Consider the following 19,762-nt stretch of genomic DNA (forward strand, 5'->3'; position numbering starts at 1 on the left):
TACACGTCATAGGGGAAGGTTGCACATGAAGTCGATTCACGGGCAGGGCCGGTCAACAAGGAGGGGCGTACTCACACCGAGTCGCATGAGTCTGGCGGTCATGCTGCTGATCCTTGGGCAGGCTGCCGCAGCACAGGCACAGTCGCAGACTGCACAGAACAATGCCGGCGGTGACGCCACGTCATCTCCGGCGGCCGGCACTCCCGCCGCATCGCTACCCGCGACGAATGTCGAAGACCGCCGTGATCCGGTGGCCGACGCACTCAATCCGGCCACGACGGTCGGCTCGAAGATCCCGATGACTGCGCGCGAGATCCCGCAGAGCGTGTCGGTGATCACGCAGGAACAGATCAGGGAACAGAACTTCCAGACGCTCAAGGATGCGATGCAGTACGCACCGGGCATCACGACGCTGCAAAGCGATTCGGACCGCGTGCAGTACTACGCGCGCGGCTTCCCGATCACGTCGTTCCTCGTGGACGGCACACCGTCCTTCGTGAACAGCAGCATTTCCGTGACGGCGGACACCTTCCAGCCGAGCCTTGCGATCTACGATCGTGTGGAGGTGCTGACCGGCCCAAGCGGGCTGCTCAACGGTTTCGGCGCACCGGGCGGCGCCGTGAACCTCGTGCGCAAGCACGCGCAGAAAGAGTTCGAAGCGAGCGCAACGCTCTCGGGCGGCACGCGCGGCAACAGCGGCGCGACTCTCGACGTGGGCGGTCCGCTCAATCCGTCGGGCTCGCTGCGCGGTCGCGCAGTCGTGTCGTACACCGGCGCCAATGGCGTGCAGGACACCACGAACACGCGTAACAAGGTGCTGTACGGCACGCTGGAAGCGGATCTGACGTCCACGACGCTGCTGCGCGTGGGGGCGAGCTACAACGAGTACACCTCGAACGAGCCGTGGATCTGGGGCATCTACACCAACGGCACCTACGGCGATCTGCCGCGCGGCCACTACTACGGCGCAGGCTGGAACCGTGACACGTTCCGCACGACGGACTTTTTCGCCGAGCTGCACCAGAAGCTGGGTGGCGGCTGGACTGCCAAGGCCGTGCTCGATTACGTCTACTCGCGCTCGACCACGCTGCAAGCCAGCCAGTTCAATGCCTGGGACCCGGTCACGTACACGGGCGATATCAGCGCAACGAACAACGTGGTGAGCGAAGGCAAGACGAACATCGACGTGTCGGCAACGGGTCCGTTCACGCTGTTCGGCCGCACGCATCAGGCGACCATCGGCGCGAACTACATGCGCATGGTCGAACACCAGTCGCAATATTACGGCGACCCGAGCAATCTGTTCAGCGTGACGAACGTCAACTTGCTGGACATTCTGTATCCGATGCCGGTGTTCCCGGGCACCCCGGACACTACCAGCCGCAACAACACGTACGCCAAGCAGTATGGTTTTTATGGTCAGACGCGTCTCTCGCTGCTCGATCAGCTGACCCTGATTCTCGGCGGGCGCGTGAGCTGGTATCAGTCGCGTTTCGCCGTCGATCCGACGTACAACGTCTTCGGCATGACGGGCAATTCGCTGGGCAATGCCGGTAAGTTCACGGGCTACGCCGGGCTGGTGTACGACCTGAACAAGACGTGGTCGGTCTACACGAGCTACACGAGCATCTTCCAGCCGCAGGACAACCTGCTCACGACCTCCGGCACGCTGATCAAGCCGATTACGGGCGATCAGTACGAGGCGGGGATCAAGGGCGAGTTCATGGACGGCCGTTTCACGACGGCGTTCGCGGTGTATCAGATCAACCAGAAGAATCGCGCCATGGTGGATCCGAATGATCCGACCTCGTCGCACTACATCGGACTGGGCAAGGCGCGCACGCGCGGCTTCGAACTGTCGGGGACCGGAGAACTGACGCCGGGCTGGAAGTTGTTCGGCAGCTACACGTACAACAACAGCCAACTGGAAGATTCGAACAGCTTCGACACGATCGCGTCGCCGTTCGCGTCGATCTCGCCGCACAACATCTTCAAGCTCTGGACCAGCTATCGCCTGCCGGGCATGTTGCATGGCCTCACGCTGGGCGGTGGCGTCACGGCGGTGAGCGAAACGTCGGCCTCGCGTAACGGCTATACCGCCACGCAGGGCTTCTACGCGGTGGTCGATGCGTCGATCAGCTATGCCTTCACGAAGAAGACGTCGCTGTCGCTCAACGCCAACAACCTGTTCGATCGCGACTACTTTGCCGCGGCTTACGCACGCGGACAGCCGCGCACCGTGATGTTGACGTTGCGCACGGCCTACTGATCGGTTCGATCTGGGCGCTTGCATGACCTCTGGCGCGCGCCGTCGTGCGCCAGATTGCTTTTCCGGCCCGGGCAAGTGCACGGGCCGTTTCACCGGAGGATGCTGGAATGGCCATGGACGATCTCGACCCCGCGCTGCTGGAACTGCTGATGAGCGACATGCAAGCGTCGTCGGGAACGAGAGGCGATGCCGGTGGCGACGACGCGCAGGCAACGCCGCACACCGAAGCGTCGACCGCCTTGCCGGGCGCCGTGCCGTTGTCGTTCGCTCAGCGCCGTCTCTGGATGGCGCAGCAATTCGCACCCGATGATGACGCCTATCACATCTCCCGCGTGTTCCGTCTGCAAGGCGCCGATATCGACGCGAACGCCATCGAGCAGGCGATTCGCACGGTCATTGCCCGGCATGACGTACTGAGGACGTGTTTTTCCCTGCATGACGGCGAGCCATCGCAAACGGTACTGTCCGAAGTGCCGTTCGCCATGACACGCCTCGACTGGCGCGAACTGCCGGTCGCCGATATCGACGCACGCGTGGCCGCGCTGGCGGCGCAGAGCGCCCGAATCCCGTTCGATCCGGCCACCGCGCCCATGCTGCGCGTGACGTGGATCGCCTTGCCCGCGCAGCAGTACGTGCTGGCCGTCACCATGCATCACCTGATCTCGGACGCCGCGTCGAACGACGTGTGGGCGCGCGAGTTCGCGCAGGCCTATCTCGCGGGGGTGCAAGGCGCCGACCCGGCGCTCACGCTGCCCTCGCTTGCGATTCAGTACGCCGACTATGCCCAACGCCAGCACGCGGGGCTCGTCAGCGGAAGATGGCAGGCGGCGCTCGACGGCTGGCAACGGGATCTGGCTGACGAATACGGTCCGTTGCAACTCCCTGCGCCGCTGGTGCGCGAGGCCGGGGTGCGGCGCGGTGTATTGCGTCACGAACTGGACGCCTCCCGACATGCGGCACTGAGTGCGTGGTGTCGGCAAGCGGGCGTGACGCCGTTCGTGGCGCTGCTCGGACTTTGGCAACTGACCTTGCGTCGCTACCATGGCGACGGCGATTTCCTGGTCGGCGTGCCCGTCGACGGCCGTCACGTTCCGGGGACGCCGGACCTGATCGGCTGCTTCGTCGGCACGCAGGTCTACCGGGCGCATCACCGTCCTGCGCAAACGTTGCGCGCCGTCGTCGAGGCGGTGAATCGGGCGCGCATTGCCAATCTCGACCGGCTCGACGTGCCGTTCGAACTGGCGCTCGATGCCGCCCGGCGCAATGGCGGTAGCCTCTTCCAGACGATGTTCAACTTCAGCCAGTCGGACGCGGCGCCGCAGTTGCGCGTCGGCGACGTGCGGGTGGACGTGCTCACGCTGTCCAACGACACGCCCCAGTTTGATCTGACGCTGGCGGTCGACTGGCATAGCCTCGGTGCGGATCTCGACCTCGAATACGATCGGGAGCGCGTCGATGGCACGCTCGCGCACGCCCTGATCGAGGATTTCGTGGCGTGGCTCGATGCATTGGTGAGCACGCCGGATCGTGCCACGGGCGCCATCGCGCTCGCGCCGCGCACGTCGGCCCATCTCCCGGCGGATTGCCTGCCCGACGAGACGACGGCCGGCGTCCACGATGCACGGCTCGATCCCGTACCGGTGCGCATAGCGTCGCGCGCGGCGCTCGATCCGTCGCGTGTCGCTGTCGTTTGCGGCGATGCGAGCGTGACGTACGGCGAGTTGATGCGCCGCGCGGACCTGCTGGCGCAGCGTCTCATCGACGACGGCGCCGGTCCCGACGTGTGCATCGGCGTTGCGCTGGAGCGCTCCGTCGACATGGTCGTCGCCGTGCTTGCCGTGCTGCGCTCGGGTGCGGCGTATGTGCCGCTTGACCCCGAATATCCGGCCGAGCGTCTGGCCTACATCGTGGCGGATGCCGGTTTGCAGCGCATTGTCACGTGTGCGGAAGTCGCCGCGCGACTCGGGTTTGGCGCAGACATCCGGACGTTCGAAGTGCTGCCCGACGATGGGCAGCGGGTGGTGCCGACGTTGAGCGTGGACGTGCGTCCGGAGCATCTGGCCTATGTCATCTACACATCGGGCTCGACGGGGAGACCGAAGGGCGTGATGGTGCGCCATGCGGCGCTGTCGAGCTTTATTGCGAGTCTGGGCGAGCGTCCCGGGCTTGGCGCCGACGACCGCTGGGTCGCAGTGACGTCGCTCTCGTTCGACATCGCGGCGCTGGAGCTGTATCTGCCGCTCGTGACGGGCGCGCAACTGATCGTTGCCGACAAGGACACCACGCGTGATGGCGCGGCGCTTGCCCGATTGCTGACGCAAACACAGGCCACGGTGCTTCAGGCGACCCCGGCGACCTGGCGCATGTTGCTCGACCTTGAGGCGCATGAGACGCAGGCGGCGCTTCGGGGGCTGAAGGGCCTTTGCGGGGGAGAGGCGCTGCCGCCGGACCTGGCGCAGTCGCTGCTGGCAAACGGCGTGGTGCTCTGGAACATGTACGGTCCGACGGAGACCACGATCTGGTCGCTCGTCGCACGCGTGGACGGTGAAAAGACCACGCTCGGCGCCCCCGTCCGTGCCACGCAGGCATGGGTGCTCGATACCCGACTCGAAGAGACGCCCGTCGGTGTGCCCGGCGAGCTTTATCTGGGCGGCGAAGGGCTGGCGCGAGGCTACTGGCAGCGTGCTTCACTGACGGCCGAGCGCTTCGTCCCGCATCCGTTCGCGGCAGATGGTGCGCGTCTCGGTGCGCGTCTATATCGCACAGGCGACCTCGTGCGACGCCGAGCCGATGGCGACATCGAGTTCATCGGGCGTATCGACCAGCAGGTCAAGATTCGTGGTTTCCGCATCGAACTCGGTGAAATCGAGGCAGGCCTCTCTGCGTACGAAGGGGTGCGCGAAGCGGTAGTGACGGCTCACACTGGACCGGGGGGCGCGCGTCTCGTCGGTTACGTGACGGCTTCGCCGGGCGCATCGCTGGACGAGGCGGCGCTTCGCCGTGCCATCGGCCGTACGCTGCCCGATTACATGGTGCCGGGCCGCGTGATCGTGCTGCCCGCGATGCCGCTCACGCCCAACGGCAAGATCGACCGGCGTGCGCTGCCGGTCCCGCAGCATGGCGACACCGTCTACGAGGCCCCGCAGGGCGATGTGGAAATCACGCTCGCCGAGGCATGGCGTTCGGCGCTGCGCCTGGATGAGGGCGCGCGCGTCGGTCGCGACGACAACTTCTACGCGCTTGGCGGCGACTCGATCCTGACGCTGCGAGGTGTGGCGCATGCCGCGCGCGCGGGCGTCGCTTCCACCCCGCGCCAATGGTTTGAAGCGGCAACCCTGCGTGCGCTGGCCGAAGCGGTCGCGCGAGACGACGTGCCGCAAGGTCGCCCCGAAGTCCTCGTTCGCGAGGGGGCGGAATTGCGTGCCGCAGCGTCGCATGCGCAGCAACGCCAGTGGTTCCTCTGGTCGTTGCAGCCGGAGAGTTCGGCGTACCACATCACCGGCGCGATGCGCCTGAGAGGCGCGCTGGACGTCGACGCCGTGCAGCGTGCCTTCGCTGCAATGGTCGCCCGCCACGAAGTGCTTCGCACGACGTTCAGCGATACCGTCGTCGATACCGATACCGACGGCGAACTGCAACAGATCGTGCATGCCGACCTGCCGTTCTCGTGGCAGTGGGTGGACGTCGCATCGGAAGACGAGGCTCACGCGCGCGCTCAGGAATTCAACGACACGCCGTTCGACCTGCGCGCCGGACCGCTGTTGCGCGTGGCTTTGCTGGCGTTGCCCGCCGACGCGGCGTCAGTGCAGGAACGGGCGGAAGAAGGGGCTTCGGCGCGGGCCTCGCGTCACCATATCCTGCTCGTCGCGATGCATCACATCGTGGCGGACGGGTGGTCCATCGACATCGTGCTGCGCGAATTCGTCGCAGGCTATCAAGCGGCGCTCACCGGACAAACCGCAGCGCTTGCGCCGCTGTCGTTGCAATACGCGGACATTGCGCAATGGCAACGTGACCGGCTGGCGGCCGGCGAGCGGCAGCGGCAACTCGACTGGTGGCGCGCGACGCTGGGCGACGGCGAGGCAGCCCCCGTGTTGCTGCTGCCGTCGGATCATCCGCGCGAACCGTTGGCGCAGTACACGGAAGCCGCCGTGCCGTTCTCGCTGTCCCCGGCATTGACGGGCGGGATTCGCGCGCTTGCCGCCGCGCATCGCGCCACGCCGTTCATGATCGTGCTGGCGGCATTTCAACTGCTGCTCTCGCGGCATAGCGGTTTGCGCGACGTCCGTGTGGGCGTGCCGATTGCCGGGCGCGAGTTACCCGAGAGCGCGCCGCTCATCGGTCTGTTCATGAACACGCAGGTGATGCGCGCACGGCTCGATGCGTCGCAGACGGTGGCGCAACTGCTGGACCGGACCCGCACGCAGGTGCTGGAGGCGGCCGCCCATCAGGCGTTGCCGTTCGAGGCGCTTGTGGAGACCATGGCGCTGGAGCGCAGCCTGACGCATACGCCGTTGTTCCAGGTGTTGCTCAACTACCAGCGCGATGACGCCAGTCCCGTGCAGGCGCTCGATGGGCTGCATGTGGAGCGCTACTTGCCACGCGAGCGTGCGGCGCAGTTCGAATTGACGCTGAGTGCGAACGAACTGGCGTCCGGCGGTATCACCGGAAGCTTCGATTATGCCCGCGAGTTGTTTGCACCGGAGACGATGGCACGGATGTGCGAACAGTTCGTGGTGCTGCTCACGGCGTTCGTCGCGACGCCGGATTCGCCGCTGGGGGAACTGACGCTGCACACGCCGCAGGGGCATGCGCACTTGCTGGCGCACGGACGGACCTCGCAGGCCGCCGCCCCGTTCCTGCCGGTGCACTGCCAGTTCGAGGCGAACGTTGTGCAGGACCCCGAGGCGCTGGCGTTGCGTCACGATGGCGTGTCGCTCACGCGCGCCACGCTCGAGCGGCGAGCGAACCGTCTGGCGCATCGTCTGATCGCGCTGGGGGTGACGCCCGACACGCGTGTGGGCGTGGCGTTGTCGCGATCGATCGACATGATCGTCGGGATTCTGGCGGTCCTCAAGGCGGGGGGCGCTTACGTGCCGCTCGATCCGGACTATCCGCCGCAGCGGCTCGCCGACATGCTCGACGACTGCGGTGCGACGCTGGTCCTCGGTCATGAAGCAAGCGCTCACGTGGCATTGCCTGACGGCGTGCTTCGCGTCGATATCGATGCTTCGCATGACACGGCGCATGGCTTCGACGCGCTCGACGGCGCCCCACGGGTGGCGCTGTTGCCGGGGCATCTCGCTTACGTGATCTACACGTCGGGGTCGACGGGCAAGCCCAAGGGCGTGGCGGTCAGCCATGGCGGGCTTGCGGCGCATGCGCGCGTGTGGGCATCGCTGTGCGGGCTGACCTGCGACGACCGTGTGTTGCAGTTCTCGACCATGAACTTCGACGGCTTCGTCGAACAGCTTTTCCCGGCGCTTCACGTGGGCGCGGCCGTGGTGCTGCGCGGGCCGCAATTGTGGAGCGCGGACGAATTCGTGGCGAACGTCGCACGCGAGGGCGTGACGGTCGTCGACTTGCCCACGGCGTACTGGAACGTGCTGGCACAGACGCTCGACGGTGCGCCGACGCCGGGAGCACCGCTGGCCGGTGTCCGGCAACTGCATGTGGGCGGCGAAGCGATGTCGGCGCAAGGGTGGCGTCGCTGGCGCGAGCACGCCAACCTCAGCCATATCCGCTTGCTCAATACCTACGGTCCTACGGAGGCGGTCGTCACCGCGTCTGCATGGACCGCTTCTGATGCGCAAATCGATGCCGGGGCGAGTGTGCCGATCGGGCGGGCGCTCGAAGGTCGTCAACTGTACGTCGTCACGCCTGACATGACGCTGGCGCCGCAGGGCGCTGTCGGTGAGTTGCTCATCGGTGGCGATCTGCTTGCGCGTGGCTATCTGGACCGGGCCGCGCAGACGGCGGAGCGCTTCGTGCCCGATCCGTTCGGGGCGCCGGGCAGCCGTGCTTATCGCACCGGCGATCTGGTGCGCTGGCGTGCCGATGGCGAGCTGGAATACCTCGGCCGCGTCGACTTTCAGGTCAAGATCCGGGGCTTCCGGGTCGAACTCGGTGAAATCGAAGCCGCGTTGCTCGCCCAGCCGGGCGTGCGCGAAGCCGTGGTGAGTGCGTTCGACAGCGACGCGGGCACGCGGCTGGCCGCTTACGTCACAGGGCAGCCGGCGTGTCAGCCGGATGCGATCGCGTTGCGCGCTGCGCTCGAAGCGTCGCTCCCGGCGCCGCTCGTGCCGTCGGCCATCGTCGTGCTGGATGCGCTGCCCATGACGCCGGGCGGCAAGCTCGACCGCCGTGCGCTGCCGGCACCGTCCTTCGGGCAAAGCGAATACGAAGCGCCTGACGGTGAGCGCGAAATCGCGCTGGCAGAGGTTTGGGCGGACGTGCTCGGCCTCGCACGTGTCGGGCGCAACGACAATTTCTTCTCGCTCGGTGGCGACTCGATTCTGGTACTGAAGGTGGTCGCGCGGGCTGCCGCACGAGGCATCTCGCTTACGCCCCGTCAGTTGTTCGTGCATCGGTCGCTGGCGGCGCTGGCTGCCGCCTCGATGCAGGCGAGCGGGCCGATGACGGCGCCGATTCCCCGAAGCCTTCGTTCGCGTCAGGCATTGCCCATGTCGCATGCGCAACGCCGACTGTGGTTCCTGTGGCATCTGCAACCGGAGAGCAGCGCTTACCACGTGGCGGGCGGCATCGGCTTGCGCGGCGCGCTGAACGAGCAAGCCGTGCGTCACGCGTTCGCACGGATCGTGGCGCGGCACGAAGTGCTTCGCACGACCTTCGAGATTCCGGTGGGTGAGACCGAGGCGGTGCAGGTCGTGCACGACGCGCCGGAGTTCGACTGGCAGGCATTCGATGTGTCCGCCGACGAGGCGCCCGCCCGTGCGCAGGCGTTCGCCGATGCGCCGTTCGATTTGCAGCGCGGACCGCTGCTGCGTGTCGGCGTGATGCGGCTGGGCGGGCAGGGGATGCAGGCACAGCCGGACCATGTACTGCTCATCGCCATGCATCACATCGTCGCCGACGGCTGGTCCGTGGGCGTGCTGCTCGACGAGTTCGTCGCGGCCTACACGGCGCAGGTCGGCGCGGCGGGCGCAGCGTCTGTCCCGACACGCGCCGAACTGCCGATTCAATACGGCGACTACGCCGCATGGCAGCGCGAGACGTTCGACGGTGCGGAGCGTGACAGGCAACTCTCGTATTGGCGTTCGCTGCTTGGCGAAGGCGCTGATGCGCATCCCGTGCTCGATCTGCCGCACGATCATCCGCGTCATCCCGTCGGGGTGTACAAGGCGGGCCGTCACCCGTTCAAGCTGGACGACGCGACAGTCGCGTCGGTGCGCAACGCGGCTCGTCGCCACGGCGTGACGCCCTATGTCGTGCTGCTTTCGGCCTTCCAGGCATTGCTGCATCGATGGTGCATGCAGCGTGAAATTCGCGTTGGCGTGCCCGTATCGGGCCGCGACCATCCCGAACTCGGCAACCTGATCGGCGTGTTCATCAATACGCTCGTCATGCGTGCTGACTTCCCCGAGCGTCTGGGCGCGGCGGCGCTGGTGCGTAGCGTCGCCGAGCGCACGCAAGCGGCGATGGATCATCAGACGTTGCCGTTCGACACCCTTGTCGATGCGTTGTCCCCGACACGCAGCGTGAGCCACACGCCGCTCTTCCAGGTCATGTTCAATCATCAGCGCGAGGATTACCGCGTGCTGCGCGATCTGCCGGGGCTCGCGACGCGTCATTTCGATACCGGCGGCGAGGCTGCGCAGTTCGAACTGACGCTCAACGTCGGCGAAGCTTCAGACGGTGCGATTGCCGGGAGCTTCACCTATGCACGCGAATTGTTCGAAGCCTCGACGATGGCGCGTCTGTCGCGCCAGTATGAGGCGCTGCTGACGGCGCTGTGCGCCTCGGACGACGCGATCATCGACGACATTCCTCTCGTCGATGCGCACGCCGCAGCACAACTCGACGCCTGGGGCGTTGCGACGGAAGAATTTTCGGCTGACGCGCGGGTGCACGTCCGTGTGACCGCGCAGGCGCGACTGACCCCCGACGCGATGGCCGTGCGCGCCGATGACGATTGCCTGACCTACGCCGAACTGGAGCGCCGCAGCAATCGATTGGCGCACGCGCTGATTGCGCAAGGTGTCGGTGCGGACGTGCCCGTGGCCATCGCACTGGAGCGAGGCGCAGGCATGCTCGTGGCGCTGCTCGGCGTGCTCAAGGCGGGCGGTTGCTACGTGCCGCTCGACCCGGCGTATCCGGCACAGCGTCTGCAATACATGCTGGAACACAGCGGCGTGACGCGCCTCATCACGCAATCGTCGCTTCAGGCGACGTTACCGTTGCCGGCCGGCTCGACGTGTCTGCTGCTGGATCGTTTCGACGTCGGGGTCTCGGGGCGCGATCCCGACGGCCTGGACGAGGCACCGAACGTGCCCGTCGGCCCGGAACACCTGGCTTACGTGATCTACACCTCCGGCTCGACCGGCAAGCCCAAGGGCGTGATGGTGCGCCACGGCGGCCTGTCGAACTTCCTTTCGGGGCTCGCCCGGCGTCCGGGACTGACGGCGAGCGATCGATGGGTTGCCGTCACGTCGTTGTCGTTCGACATTGCCGCGCTGGAACTCTTCCTGCCGCTCACGCTGGGCGCGCAGGTGATCGTGGCGTCACGAGACACGGCACGCGACGGCTTCGCGCTGGCGGAATTGCTGCGCACGAGCGAGGCGACCGTACTGCAATCGACACCCGCCACGTGGCGCATGCTGCTGGCGTCCGGGCAACCGTGGCCGGCGTTGCGGGCACTGTGCGGCGGTGAAGCGCTGCCGCCGGATCTGGCCGAAGCGCTGCGCGCGCGCGGCTGTGAACTCTGGAACCTGTACGGGCCGACCGAGACGACGATCTGGTCGATGTTGGGGCGCGTTGTCGGCAAGCCGGTGCTGGGGCAGGTCATCGCGGGCACGCAGGCCCGCGTGCTGGACACCCGGCTTGCGCCGGTGCCGCCGGGCGTGGCCGGGGAGTTGTACCTCGGGGGCAGCGGTCTGGCGCGCGGTTACTTCGGACGTGCCGATCTGAGCGCCGAGCGCTTCGTCCCCGATCCGTTCTCGTCGCAAGGTCAGCGCCTGTACCGCACGGGCGATCTGGCCCGGTGGAAGCACGACGGGACGCTCGAATTCCTCGGCCGCACGGATCATCAGGTCAAGATTCGCGGACACCGGATCGAACTCGGCGAGATCGAGGCCCGGCTGGCGGCGTCGGCGGGCGTTGGGGCCGCCGTCGTGGTCGCGCATGATGGGGCATCGGGCACGCAACTGGTAGGCTACGTCAGCCCGGTCACCCCCGCCGATGCCCCGGACGCGGACGCGCTGCGCAGCGAGCTGGCCGCGCAGTTGCCCGACTACATGGTCCCGGCGGTCATTCTCGTATTGCCCGCGCTGCCGCTCACGCCCAACGGCAAGATCGACCGTAAGGCCTTGCCGGCCCCGGACGTCGCCCCGCGACACTTCGTTGCACCTGAAGCGGGAGACGAAGCGACGCTCGCCGAGGTCTGGCGTGACGTGCTGGGCGTCGAGTCCGTCAGCCGGGACGACAATTTCTTCGCACTGGGCGGGCATTCGTTGCAGGCGATGCAGATCGTCTCGCAGTTGGCGACGAAGCACGGCAAGGCGCTCGCCTTGCGCGACGTGTTCGCCGCTGCCACGCTCTCGACGCTCGCGCAGTGCATGGTGTCGACCGCGCCGCAGCACGCCAGCGTTATCGCACCGATTCCCCGGCGTGAGGACGCGCGTCGTGCACGGCTCACGCACGGTCAGGCGCGCCTCTGGTTCCTCTGGCAGATGGACCCGAGGAGCGCCGCGTATCACATGACGGGCGCATTCCGCCTCGACGGACAACTCGATCCGCAAGCATTGCAGCTCGCGGTGGCCGATGTCGTGGCCCGGCACGAGGTGCTGCATAGCCGCTTTGCGTCCATCGACGACACGCCGTGGCAGATGATCGACGCCCCCGACGCGTTCGGTTGGTCGGTCGAGGATGTCGAGGATAGGGAAGGCGACGACAAGGGCGCAGTCTTGCAGGCACGTCTGCGTTCGTTGTCGTCTGCGCCGATCGATCTGGCACACGGCCCGATCCTGCGCGTGACGCTGTTGCGGGTCGGCCCGACGTCGCACGTCCTGCACTTCGTGACGCATCACATCGTGGCCGATGAATGGTCGGTCGGCGTGCTCGCCCACGATTTCGGAACGGCTTACGCGGCACGGCTGGCGGGCGACGCCCCGGCGTTCGCGCCGCTACAGGCCGATTACGGAGACTTCGCCGAATGGCACCGCGAATGGCTCGACGAGACGCGTGAAGCGTCGCAACTGGCCTACTGGCACGCCCGACTCGGCGACGAGCATCCGGTGCTGGAATTGCCCGTCGCACGAAAACGCGCGGGGCTGCGCGCGGATCTCGGTGCGCGGATTACCGCCGAGCTGCCCGACGCCATCAGCCATGGCGTGCGCGCACTTGCCCGTCGTTACGGCACGACGCCGTTCACCGTCCTGCTCAGCGCCTGGCAACTCACGCTGTCGCGATATGCCGCGCAGAAGGACGTTCGCGTTGGCGTGCCGGTGGCCGGTCGTGTGCATCCGGCCACAGACGATCTCGTCGGCTTCTTCGTCAATACGCTTGTCATCCGCGTGGAGTTTGATGGTTTGCAGACGCTCGGCGATCTGCTGGCGCACACCCGCGAGCGCATGATCGAAGCCCAGGCGAATCAGGATGTGCCGTTCGCCCGCGTCGTCGATGCGTTGAAGGTGCCGCGCAGCCTGAGCCACACGCCGCTGTTCCAGGTGATGTTCAACTACGGCGTGCGGCCGGACAAGCCGACGGCACTCCCGGGCGTGCAGTTCGGATTGTTGGCCAGCGAGGCCGCCACCGCGCGGTTCGACCTCGTACTCAACGTGTTCGACGACGACGCGTTCGGGCTGTCGCTGACGTACGCCTGCGATATCTTCGAGCGCGATGCCATCGAAGCGATGCTCGCCCGCTACCGCCAGGTGATCGATCGTCTGGTACGCGATGAAGCGATGGCCGCACCGCCCGACGTGGCGCTTGGGGACGTTCGCCTCGTCGACGCCCCGGCGGATGTCAATGCGGCACCAGGCAGTGGCAGCGTGACGGACAAGCCATGGCGGCCGGTCGCACAGACGTTGATCGAATCGGCCCGGGCGCATGCCGCCCAGCGCGCCGTGCACTGCGAAGGCGAACATCTCACGTACGCGGATCTCGACGCATGGTCCGGGCGCGTCGCGGCGGCGCTCAGGGTGTCGGGGGTGCGGCCGGAGGAGCGGGTGGGACTCTGTCTGCGCCGCTCGGTGGCACTGGTCCCCGCACTGATCGGCGTGTTGCGTGCCGGTGCGGCGTTCGTGCCGCTCGATCCCGAGTATCCGGCCGATCGTCTGGCCTACATGATGGAAGATGCCGGCGTGACGCGTCTGCTGACCGACGCCACGACGTGTGAGGCGCTGACGGGATTGTTCGCGCAACGCGAGGCCATCGACATCGACATGCTTCGCCCTGCGGCTGATGGGCAAGCCTCCACGGCAAGCGGCGACGCGCCTGACGACGCTGATGTTCATGGCGATCAACTCGCCTACGTCATCTACACCTCCGGTTCGACGGGCCGCCCGAAGGGCGTCGCGGTGAGCCACCGTAGTCTCGCGCTGCATCTGAACGACTTCATCGCGACGTATGGCATCTCGGCGTCCGATCGGCAATTGCAGTCGTCGACGATCAACTTCGACGTGGCGCTGCACGAAATGCTGCCTTCGCTCATGCAGGGCGGCAGCATCGAAATGCGGGGCGCGAAGGCGTGGGATCTGGCGACGACCAACCGTCAACTGGTCGCGGAGCAGGTGACGTTTGCACGGATTCCGACCGCGTACTGGCAACAATGGCTGCACGAGCCGCCGCAACCGGCGTCGCTCGCGCTGCGGCAGATCACGGTCGGCGGCGAAGGCTTGCCCGGCGACGCCTTGCGGCAATGGCGCAGCGGGCCGCTCGCTCACATTCGTCTGGACAATCTCTATGGGCCGACGGAGACCACCGTCGCCTGCATGTATCGTCCGACGCAGGACGCCGATTGCGCCCAGCCCATCGTGTCCATCGGCGGGCCATATCCGTCGCGCGACGTCTATGTGTGTGACGACGCGGGCAATGTCTTGCCGGTCGGGGCGCTTGGCGAGCTGTGCATCGGCGGCGAAACGCTGGCGCGCGGCTACCTTGGCCGCGCAGCCCTGACGGCGGAGAAGTTCGTGCCCGATCCGCACCGCAATGACGGCGGTCGCATGTATCGATCCGGCGACCTTTGCCGCAAGCGCCCGGACGGCACCATCGACTTCCTCGGTCGGATGGACCAGCAGGTCAAGCTGCGCGGCTTCCGTATCGAGCTGGGTGAAGTCGAATCGGCGTTGCGAAGCGTTCCCGGTGTGCGTGAGGCGGTGGCGGAGCTGCGCGGGCAGGGCGACGACCGACAACTCGTCGGTTACGTCACGGGCGACGCAACGCTGATCGACCCCAGCTACCTTCGCGATGCGTTACAGACGCGATTGCCCGCGTTCATGATCCCGGGCGCCTTCGTGCACCTCGATGCGCTGCCGCTCATGCCCAATGGCAAGCTCAACCGTGCGGCGTTGCCCGAGCCGTCCGCGCCGACGCCGGGAGATGCCGCGCAGGGGCCTGCGACACCGACCGAAGCGCTGCTGTTCGACATCTGGCGCGACACGCTGGGTCGCGACGGCTTCGGCCGTCATGACAATTTCTTTGCCATCGGCGGTGATTCGCTCGCGGCGCTCAGGGTGGCGGCGCGTGCCCAGCGCAGCGGCGTGACGCATTTCTCGCTGGAAGGCCTGTTCTCGCATCCGACGGTGGCCGGTCTGGCGACATGGCTGGACGAGGCGTCGCAGGGGCGTCCGGCCAACATCGTCACGCTTGGCGGGGCCACGGCGGCACGGCAACTGTTTGCGATCCATCCCGGCTACGGTCTTGTTGGCGAGTACCGTGCACTGGCGAGTGCGTTGGAGGGTGTGGCGCGGGTTCATGGCGTGCAATCGCCGATGTACACGGATGCTGACTGGGCGCCGACGTCGCTTGACGCGATGGCTCGCGACTATGCGGCGGCGATCCGTCGTGTTCAGCCGCGAGGGCCTTATCGTTTGCTGGGCTGGTCGAGCGGCGCGGCAATGGCCCGTCATGTCGCCGGGGTGCTCGTGGCAGACGGCGACGTCGTCGACTTCCTCGGCAGCGTGGATGGTGCCGCGCCCGAGCGTGCCGCATCGGATGACGGAACCCGCGACGGCGCGCCGGATATTGCGCAGGCGATGGCCGTCTCCGACGCGGAAATCGACCTTCTGCAAGCCGCGATGCGGGCCGGTGCCGGGCGCTGGCAAGGGGAGATCCCCGAGGGCGACGACGGGCGTCAGTGGCTGGCGACGGCGCTGCGCATCGGCAAGCACTTCGACGCCGTGTCGTCCAACGCGGGCGACGCGGACCTGTTGCCGGTATCGATGCACCTGTGGCTGGCCCGTCGCGACGGCGACACGACCGTGGCGCTCGATGCGATTGCCGCGACCCGGGCGTGGCGTGCGCATGCGGGCAGTGTCGTGGTCGAGAGCTTCGACACGGATCACACCGGCATCGTGCGTCATCCGGATTTCATGGCGGCGCTGCATCGTGCTCTGAGCGCGCTGCGCGAACCGGATGATATCGCCGGTGCCGAAGACACCCGGCAGGGTGACGACTCATGACACTTCGTATTTCACGTACCGTGAACCCTCGTAAATTCCTCACCCTTTCAGTGTCCGGCGCCTTGTGTCTGGCGATACTCGGCGCTTGTGCGACGGATACGTCGCACTCGCCCGGCAGCGCCAGCGAGGGCAGCGCGCAGTCCTATCGCGCCCGGATCGAACGGACCGCCGACGGCGTGCCGCATGTGGTCGCCAACGACTGGGGCAGCCTCGGCTGGGGCGCCGCGTACGTGCAGGCGCAGGACGATCTGTGCACCATGGCGCAGGCGTTTGTCACGTACCGTGGTGAGCGCTCGCGCTACTTCGGCGCGCAGGGCCAGCAGCCGACGGCCAGCACGCTTGGCGAACTCGACAATCTCGATTCCGACTTTTTCTTCCGCTTCGTCGCTGACGACGCTCGGCTGCAAGCCTATCGTGACGCCCAGACGCCGCAGTTTCGTGCGCTGGTCGACGGGTTCGCTGCCGGTTACAACCGCTACCTGAACGACTGGCAACGCGGCGGGGCGAGCGGTGTCGGCCCGGCGCATGCCGCGTGCCGCAACACACCGTGGGTGACGACGATCTCGCCGGAGGATGTCTATCGACGGCTTTTCGCAGCGAACCTTGCCGGAGGCATGGCTCGCTTCGCCGGACGTGTCGTGAGCGCCAAGCCGCCCGGCAACGCGCCCGCTTCGCCCCAAGCGCAAGACGGTGCGGCGTCGACAGACAAGCTTGCGTTGCGCCCCGGCGCATTCGACGTGGGCGGTGGGCGGGGCATCGGCAGCAACGCACTGGCGTTCGGTGCGCAAGGCAGCGCTCGCGGGACTTCCGGTCAAGGTGGCGCGTCGGTGTTGCTCGGCAATCCGCACTGGTTTCTCGAAGGACCTGACCGCTTCTATCAGATGCGCCTGACGTTGCCCGGCCAGCTCGACGTCAGCGGCGTGTCGTTCCTCGGCGTGCCGGTCGTCATGATCGGCTTCAACCACAATGTCGCGTGGACGCATACCGTGTCGGCGGCGCGCCGGTTCGGTCTGTTTCAGTTATCCCTCGCCCCCGATAGCGATACCACGTATCGGGTCGACGGCAAGCCGGTGGCCATGACACCCGTTGTCGTCACGGTGCCCGTGCGCGAGAGCGACGGCACGGTGCGCCCGCATACCCGCACGTTGTATCGCACGGCGCTGGGGCCGGTCGTGAATCTCGCGTCGCTTTCGCCCGCGTTGCAATGGCGTGCCACGGCACCGGGCAATCCGGGGCTGGCGTTCGTGATCCGCGACATCAACGCTGAGAACTACCGGGTCTTTGCGAACTTCCTCGCGTGGGGCCGCGCATCGTCACTGGACGAATTCGTCGGCATCGCGCGCCGCGAGGCGGCAACCCCCTGGGTGAACACGGTCGCGATCGGTCGCGACGATCCGCGCGTGTGGTTCGGCGACGTGGGCGCCATGCCCAACGTGCCGGACTCTCTGGCCGCCCGATGCACGCCGCCACTGGGCAAGGCGCTCGCCTCGCAGGTGCCGGGCGTGCCTTTCCTCGACGGCTCGCGCTCGACGTGCGACTGGCAAACCAGTCCCGGCGCGGCACAGGCCGGCGCGTTGCCCGCCGATGCCATGCCGCAGATGTTTCGCAACGATTACGTTGCGAACATGAACAACACGCACTGGATCGTCAATCCGGCGCAACCGCTCACCGGCTTCGCCGCGGTCACGGGGCAGGAGCGCACGGAGATGGGGTTGCGTCCGCGTCTGGGCTTTCGCATTGCTGAGCAGCGCATGCGGGGCAGCGACGGCCTCGGTGCGCCGGGCGCGAGCGTCGACACAGTCGCGCGCGCGGCGCTCGATGCCAGAGCGATGTCCGCATTGCTGTTCAAGTCGCAGGCGCTGGCGAGCGCCTGTCGTGCCGACGGGCGTCGGCAGATCGTGACGGTGGAGCCGTCCGGCGACCCGCAGGGTGATCAGCCGGGCAAGACGGCAGCGCCGCGCGACGTCGACATTGCACCGGCATGCGCGGTGTTGAAGAAATGGGACGACAAGGGCGGACCCTTCGCGCAGGGGGCGGTGCTGTGGAACGCCTGGTGGGCACAGATCAAAGCGGTACCGGAAGACAAGCGGTTTGCCGTGCCGTTCGATCCGCAACGTCCGCTGGACACGCCTGCGACGCTGAAGCTCGACGGCAAGACGCTCGCCAATGGGCTCGGTGTCGCCGTGCTGCGCCTGCGTGAAGGTGGATTTACGCCGGACGTCGAAACAGGCTCGGCCATGTACGCCACGCGCAATGGCGTCAGAATCCCGTGGTTCGGCGGATGCGACGACGAAGGCTACTTCACCTCGGGTTGCAATAGCGACGCCCGCATCGAGGACGGCGCATTGAAGATCGACGCCCACGCGTTCTCGAACAGCTACATGCAGATCGTGACGTTCGGGGCGAACGGCGGCCCCGTCGACGCACGTACGCTCATGGCCGGTTCGCAGGCCGACGATCCGGCGTCGCCGCATTTTGCCGACGGCACGCTGCGCTACAGCAAGCAGGCATGGGTGGCGCGTCCGCTCGATGCCGTCACCTCGGCAACGTCAGCGAAGCCGGATAGTGGCGGCGCATGGCTCGACAGTGCACAGGCGACGCCGTTCGTGCTGTCCGATGTCGGCGCTTCGGCGACGCTCCCGGCACGGTGGCAGGCGTTGGCGTCGCAAGGCGTCCCGGCACGCGAAGCCAGCGAACTGCTGGGGACGTCCGAGGCGGCGCTCGTGGCAACGGAGCAGGGCAGCCTGATCGTGCCGCTGCGCATGGGGCGCGAGGACTTCCCCGCGATGCTTGCCAACCTTCACCGGTTGGGAGGTCTAGAAGTGATGGTGCGAACGGAGCAGGGTATCGGCGAAAAAATCGTGCGGTCGTCCAAACCGCTCTTCGATGCGAACGGCCACGCGACGTCGGCGCTGGGAATGACACTGGACGTCTCGCGCTGGCAGTCCGCGTATGCGGTCACACGGTACTACGGCCCGAAGCGCGAACCGTACCGCCAGTTGCAGTTCTTCGACGCACAGGGTCGGAATATCGCTAAGATGACGGTCCTGGACTCGAAACCGGCGGCGCACGTGATGGACTACGATGCATTTGTCGCGTCTTATCGCGCGGGCCCGCAGGACATCGCTTCGATAAAGGGGGCGACGCCCAAGCCCGTGGCTGCGCAGGTGCCGGTAACGCAAGGCCGCTGTGCGCTGGCTAGCGATGACGGCCGCCGTGCCCGCATGGCGCTGGCCGACGCATTGGACGCCGCCCGAACGAACGGCTGGCCGGTGCGCCTTGGCGTGAACAACGGCGCAGCATCGCTGGCGCAGGACGGGCGCATCGAGAAGATCGAGAATATCGGCGGCGGATGGCTCAGCGTGCAGATCCGCCACTTCACCCTGCATGTGCGGGCATCCGGTATCGCCGCGCAGTGCGCCGACATCAGTGCGCAGGACGAAGCGAACCGTAAGTCGGAAGACATCACGTGGTTCGACAGCTTTGGTGCGCCGGTCGTCTCTCTGGCGCTCGCGCCGCAAGCTACCGCGCAACAACGTGAGCGCTGGCTCGCGATGTGGCAAAAGGGCGATGCGCCGGCGCTGGCGGTGTCGCGCCGATCTCCCTGACGACCTTACCGCTCGCGTGCGCCGAC

Annotated in this window: 3 protein-coding genes; all 3 read left to right on the forward strand. The window is 67.0% G+C overall.

Features of this window, described 5'->3' with window-relative positions; translation table 11 throughout:
- The first annotated feature begins 100 nt into the window (after positions 1-100).
- Complete coding sequence (locus PCA20602_RS14315) at positions 101-2,269, forward strand: TonB-dependent siderophore receptor (protein WP_174981128.1); 2,169 nt, start codon at positions 101-103, stop codon at positions 2,267-2,269.
- 113 nt (positions 2,270-2,382) lie between these two features.
- The gene (locus tag PCA20602_RS14320; RefSeq protein WP_174981131.1) at positions 2,383-16,128 is read left to right on the forward strand and encodes a non-ribosomal peptide synthetase; all 13,746 of its coding nucleotides are present in this window, start codon (positions 2,383-2,385) and stop codon (positions 16,126-16,128) included.
- Positions 16,125-19,736 carry a penicillin acylase family protein gene (locus PCA20602_RS14325; protein ID WP_150721802.1) on the forward strand — a complete coding sequence of 1,204 codons (3,612 nt, stop codon included), beginning with the start codon at positions 16,125-16,127 and terminating at the stop codon, positions 19,734-19,736. Before PCA20602_RS14320 ends, PCA20602_RS14325 begins: the two co-directional genes overlap by 4 nt.
- Positions 19,737-19,762 lie beyond the last annotated feature (26 nt).

It is taken from the genome of Pandoraea capi (genome assembly GCF_902459735.1).
GTDB classification, from domain to species: Bacteria; Pseudomonadota; Gammaproteobacteria; order Burkholderiales; family Burkholderiaceae; genus Pandoraea; species Pandoraea capi.

Excerpts from the sequence above, each read along its gene's own strand:
- PCA20602_RS14315 (WP_174981128.1), top strand. The coding sequence starts at position 101 with ATGCTGCTGATCCTTGGGCAGGCTGCCGCAGCACAGGCACAGTCGCAG.
- PCA20602_RS14325 (WP_150721802.1), top strand. The coding sequence starts at position 16,125 with ATGACACTTCGTATTTCACGTACCGTGAACCCTCGTAAATTCCTCACC.
- PCA20602_RS14320 (WP_174981131.1), top strand. The coding sequence starts at position 2,383 with ATGGACGATCTCGACCCCGCGCTGCTGGAACTGCTGATGAGCGACATG.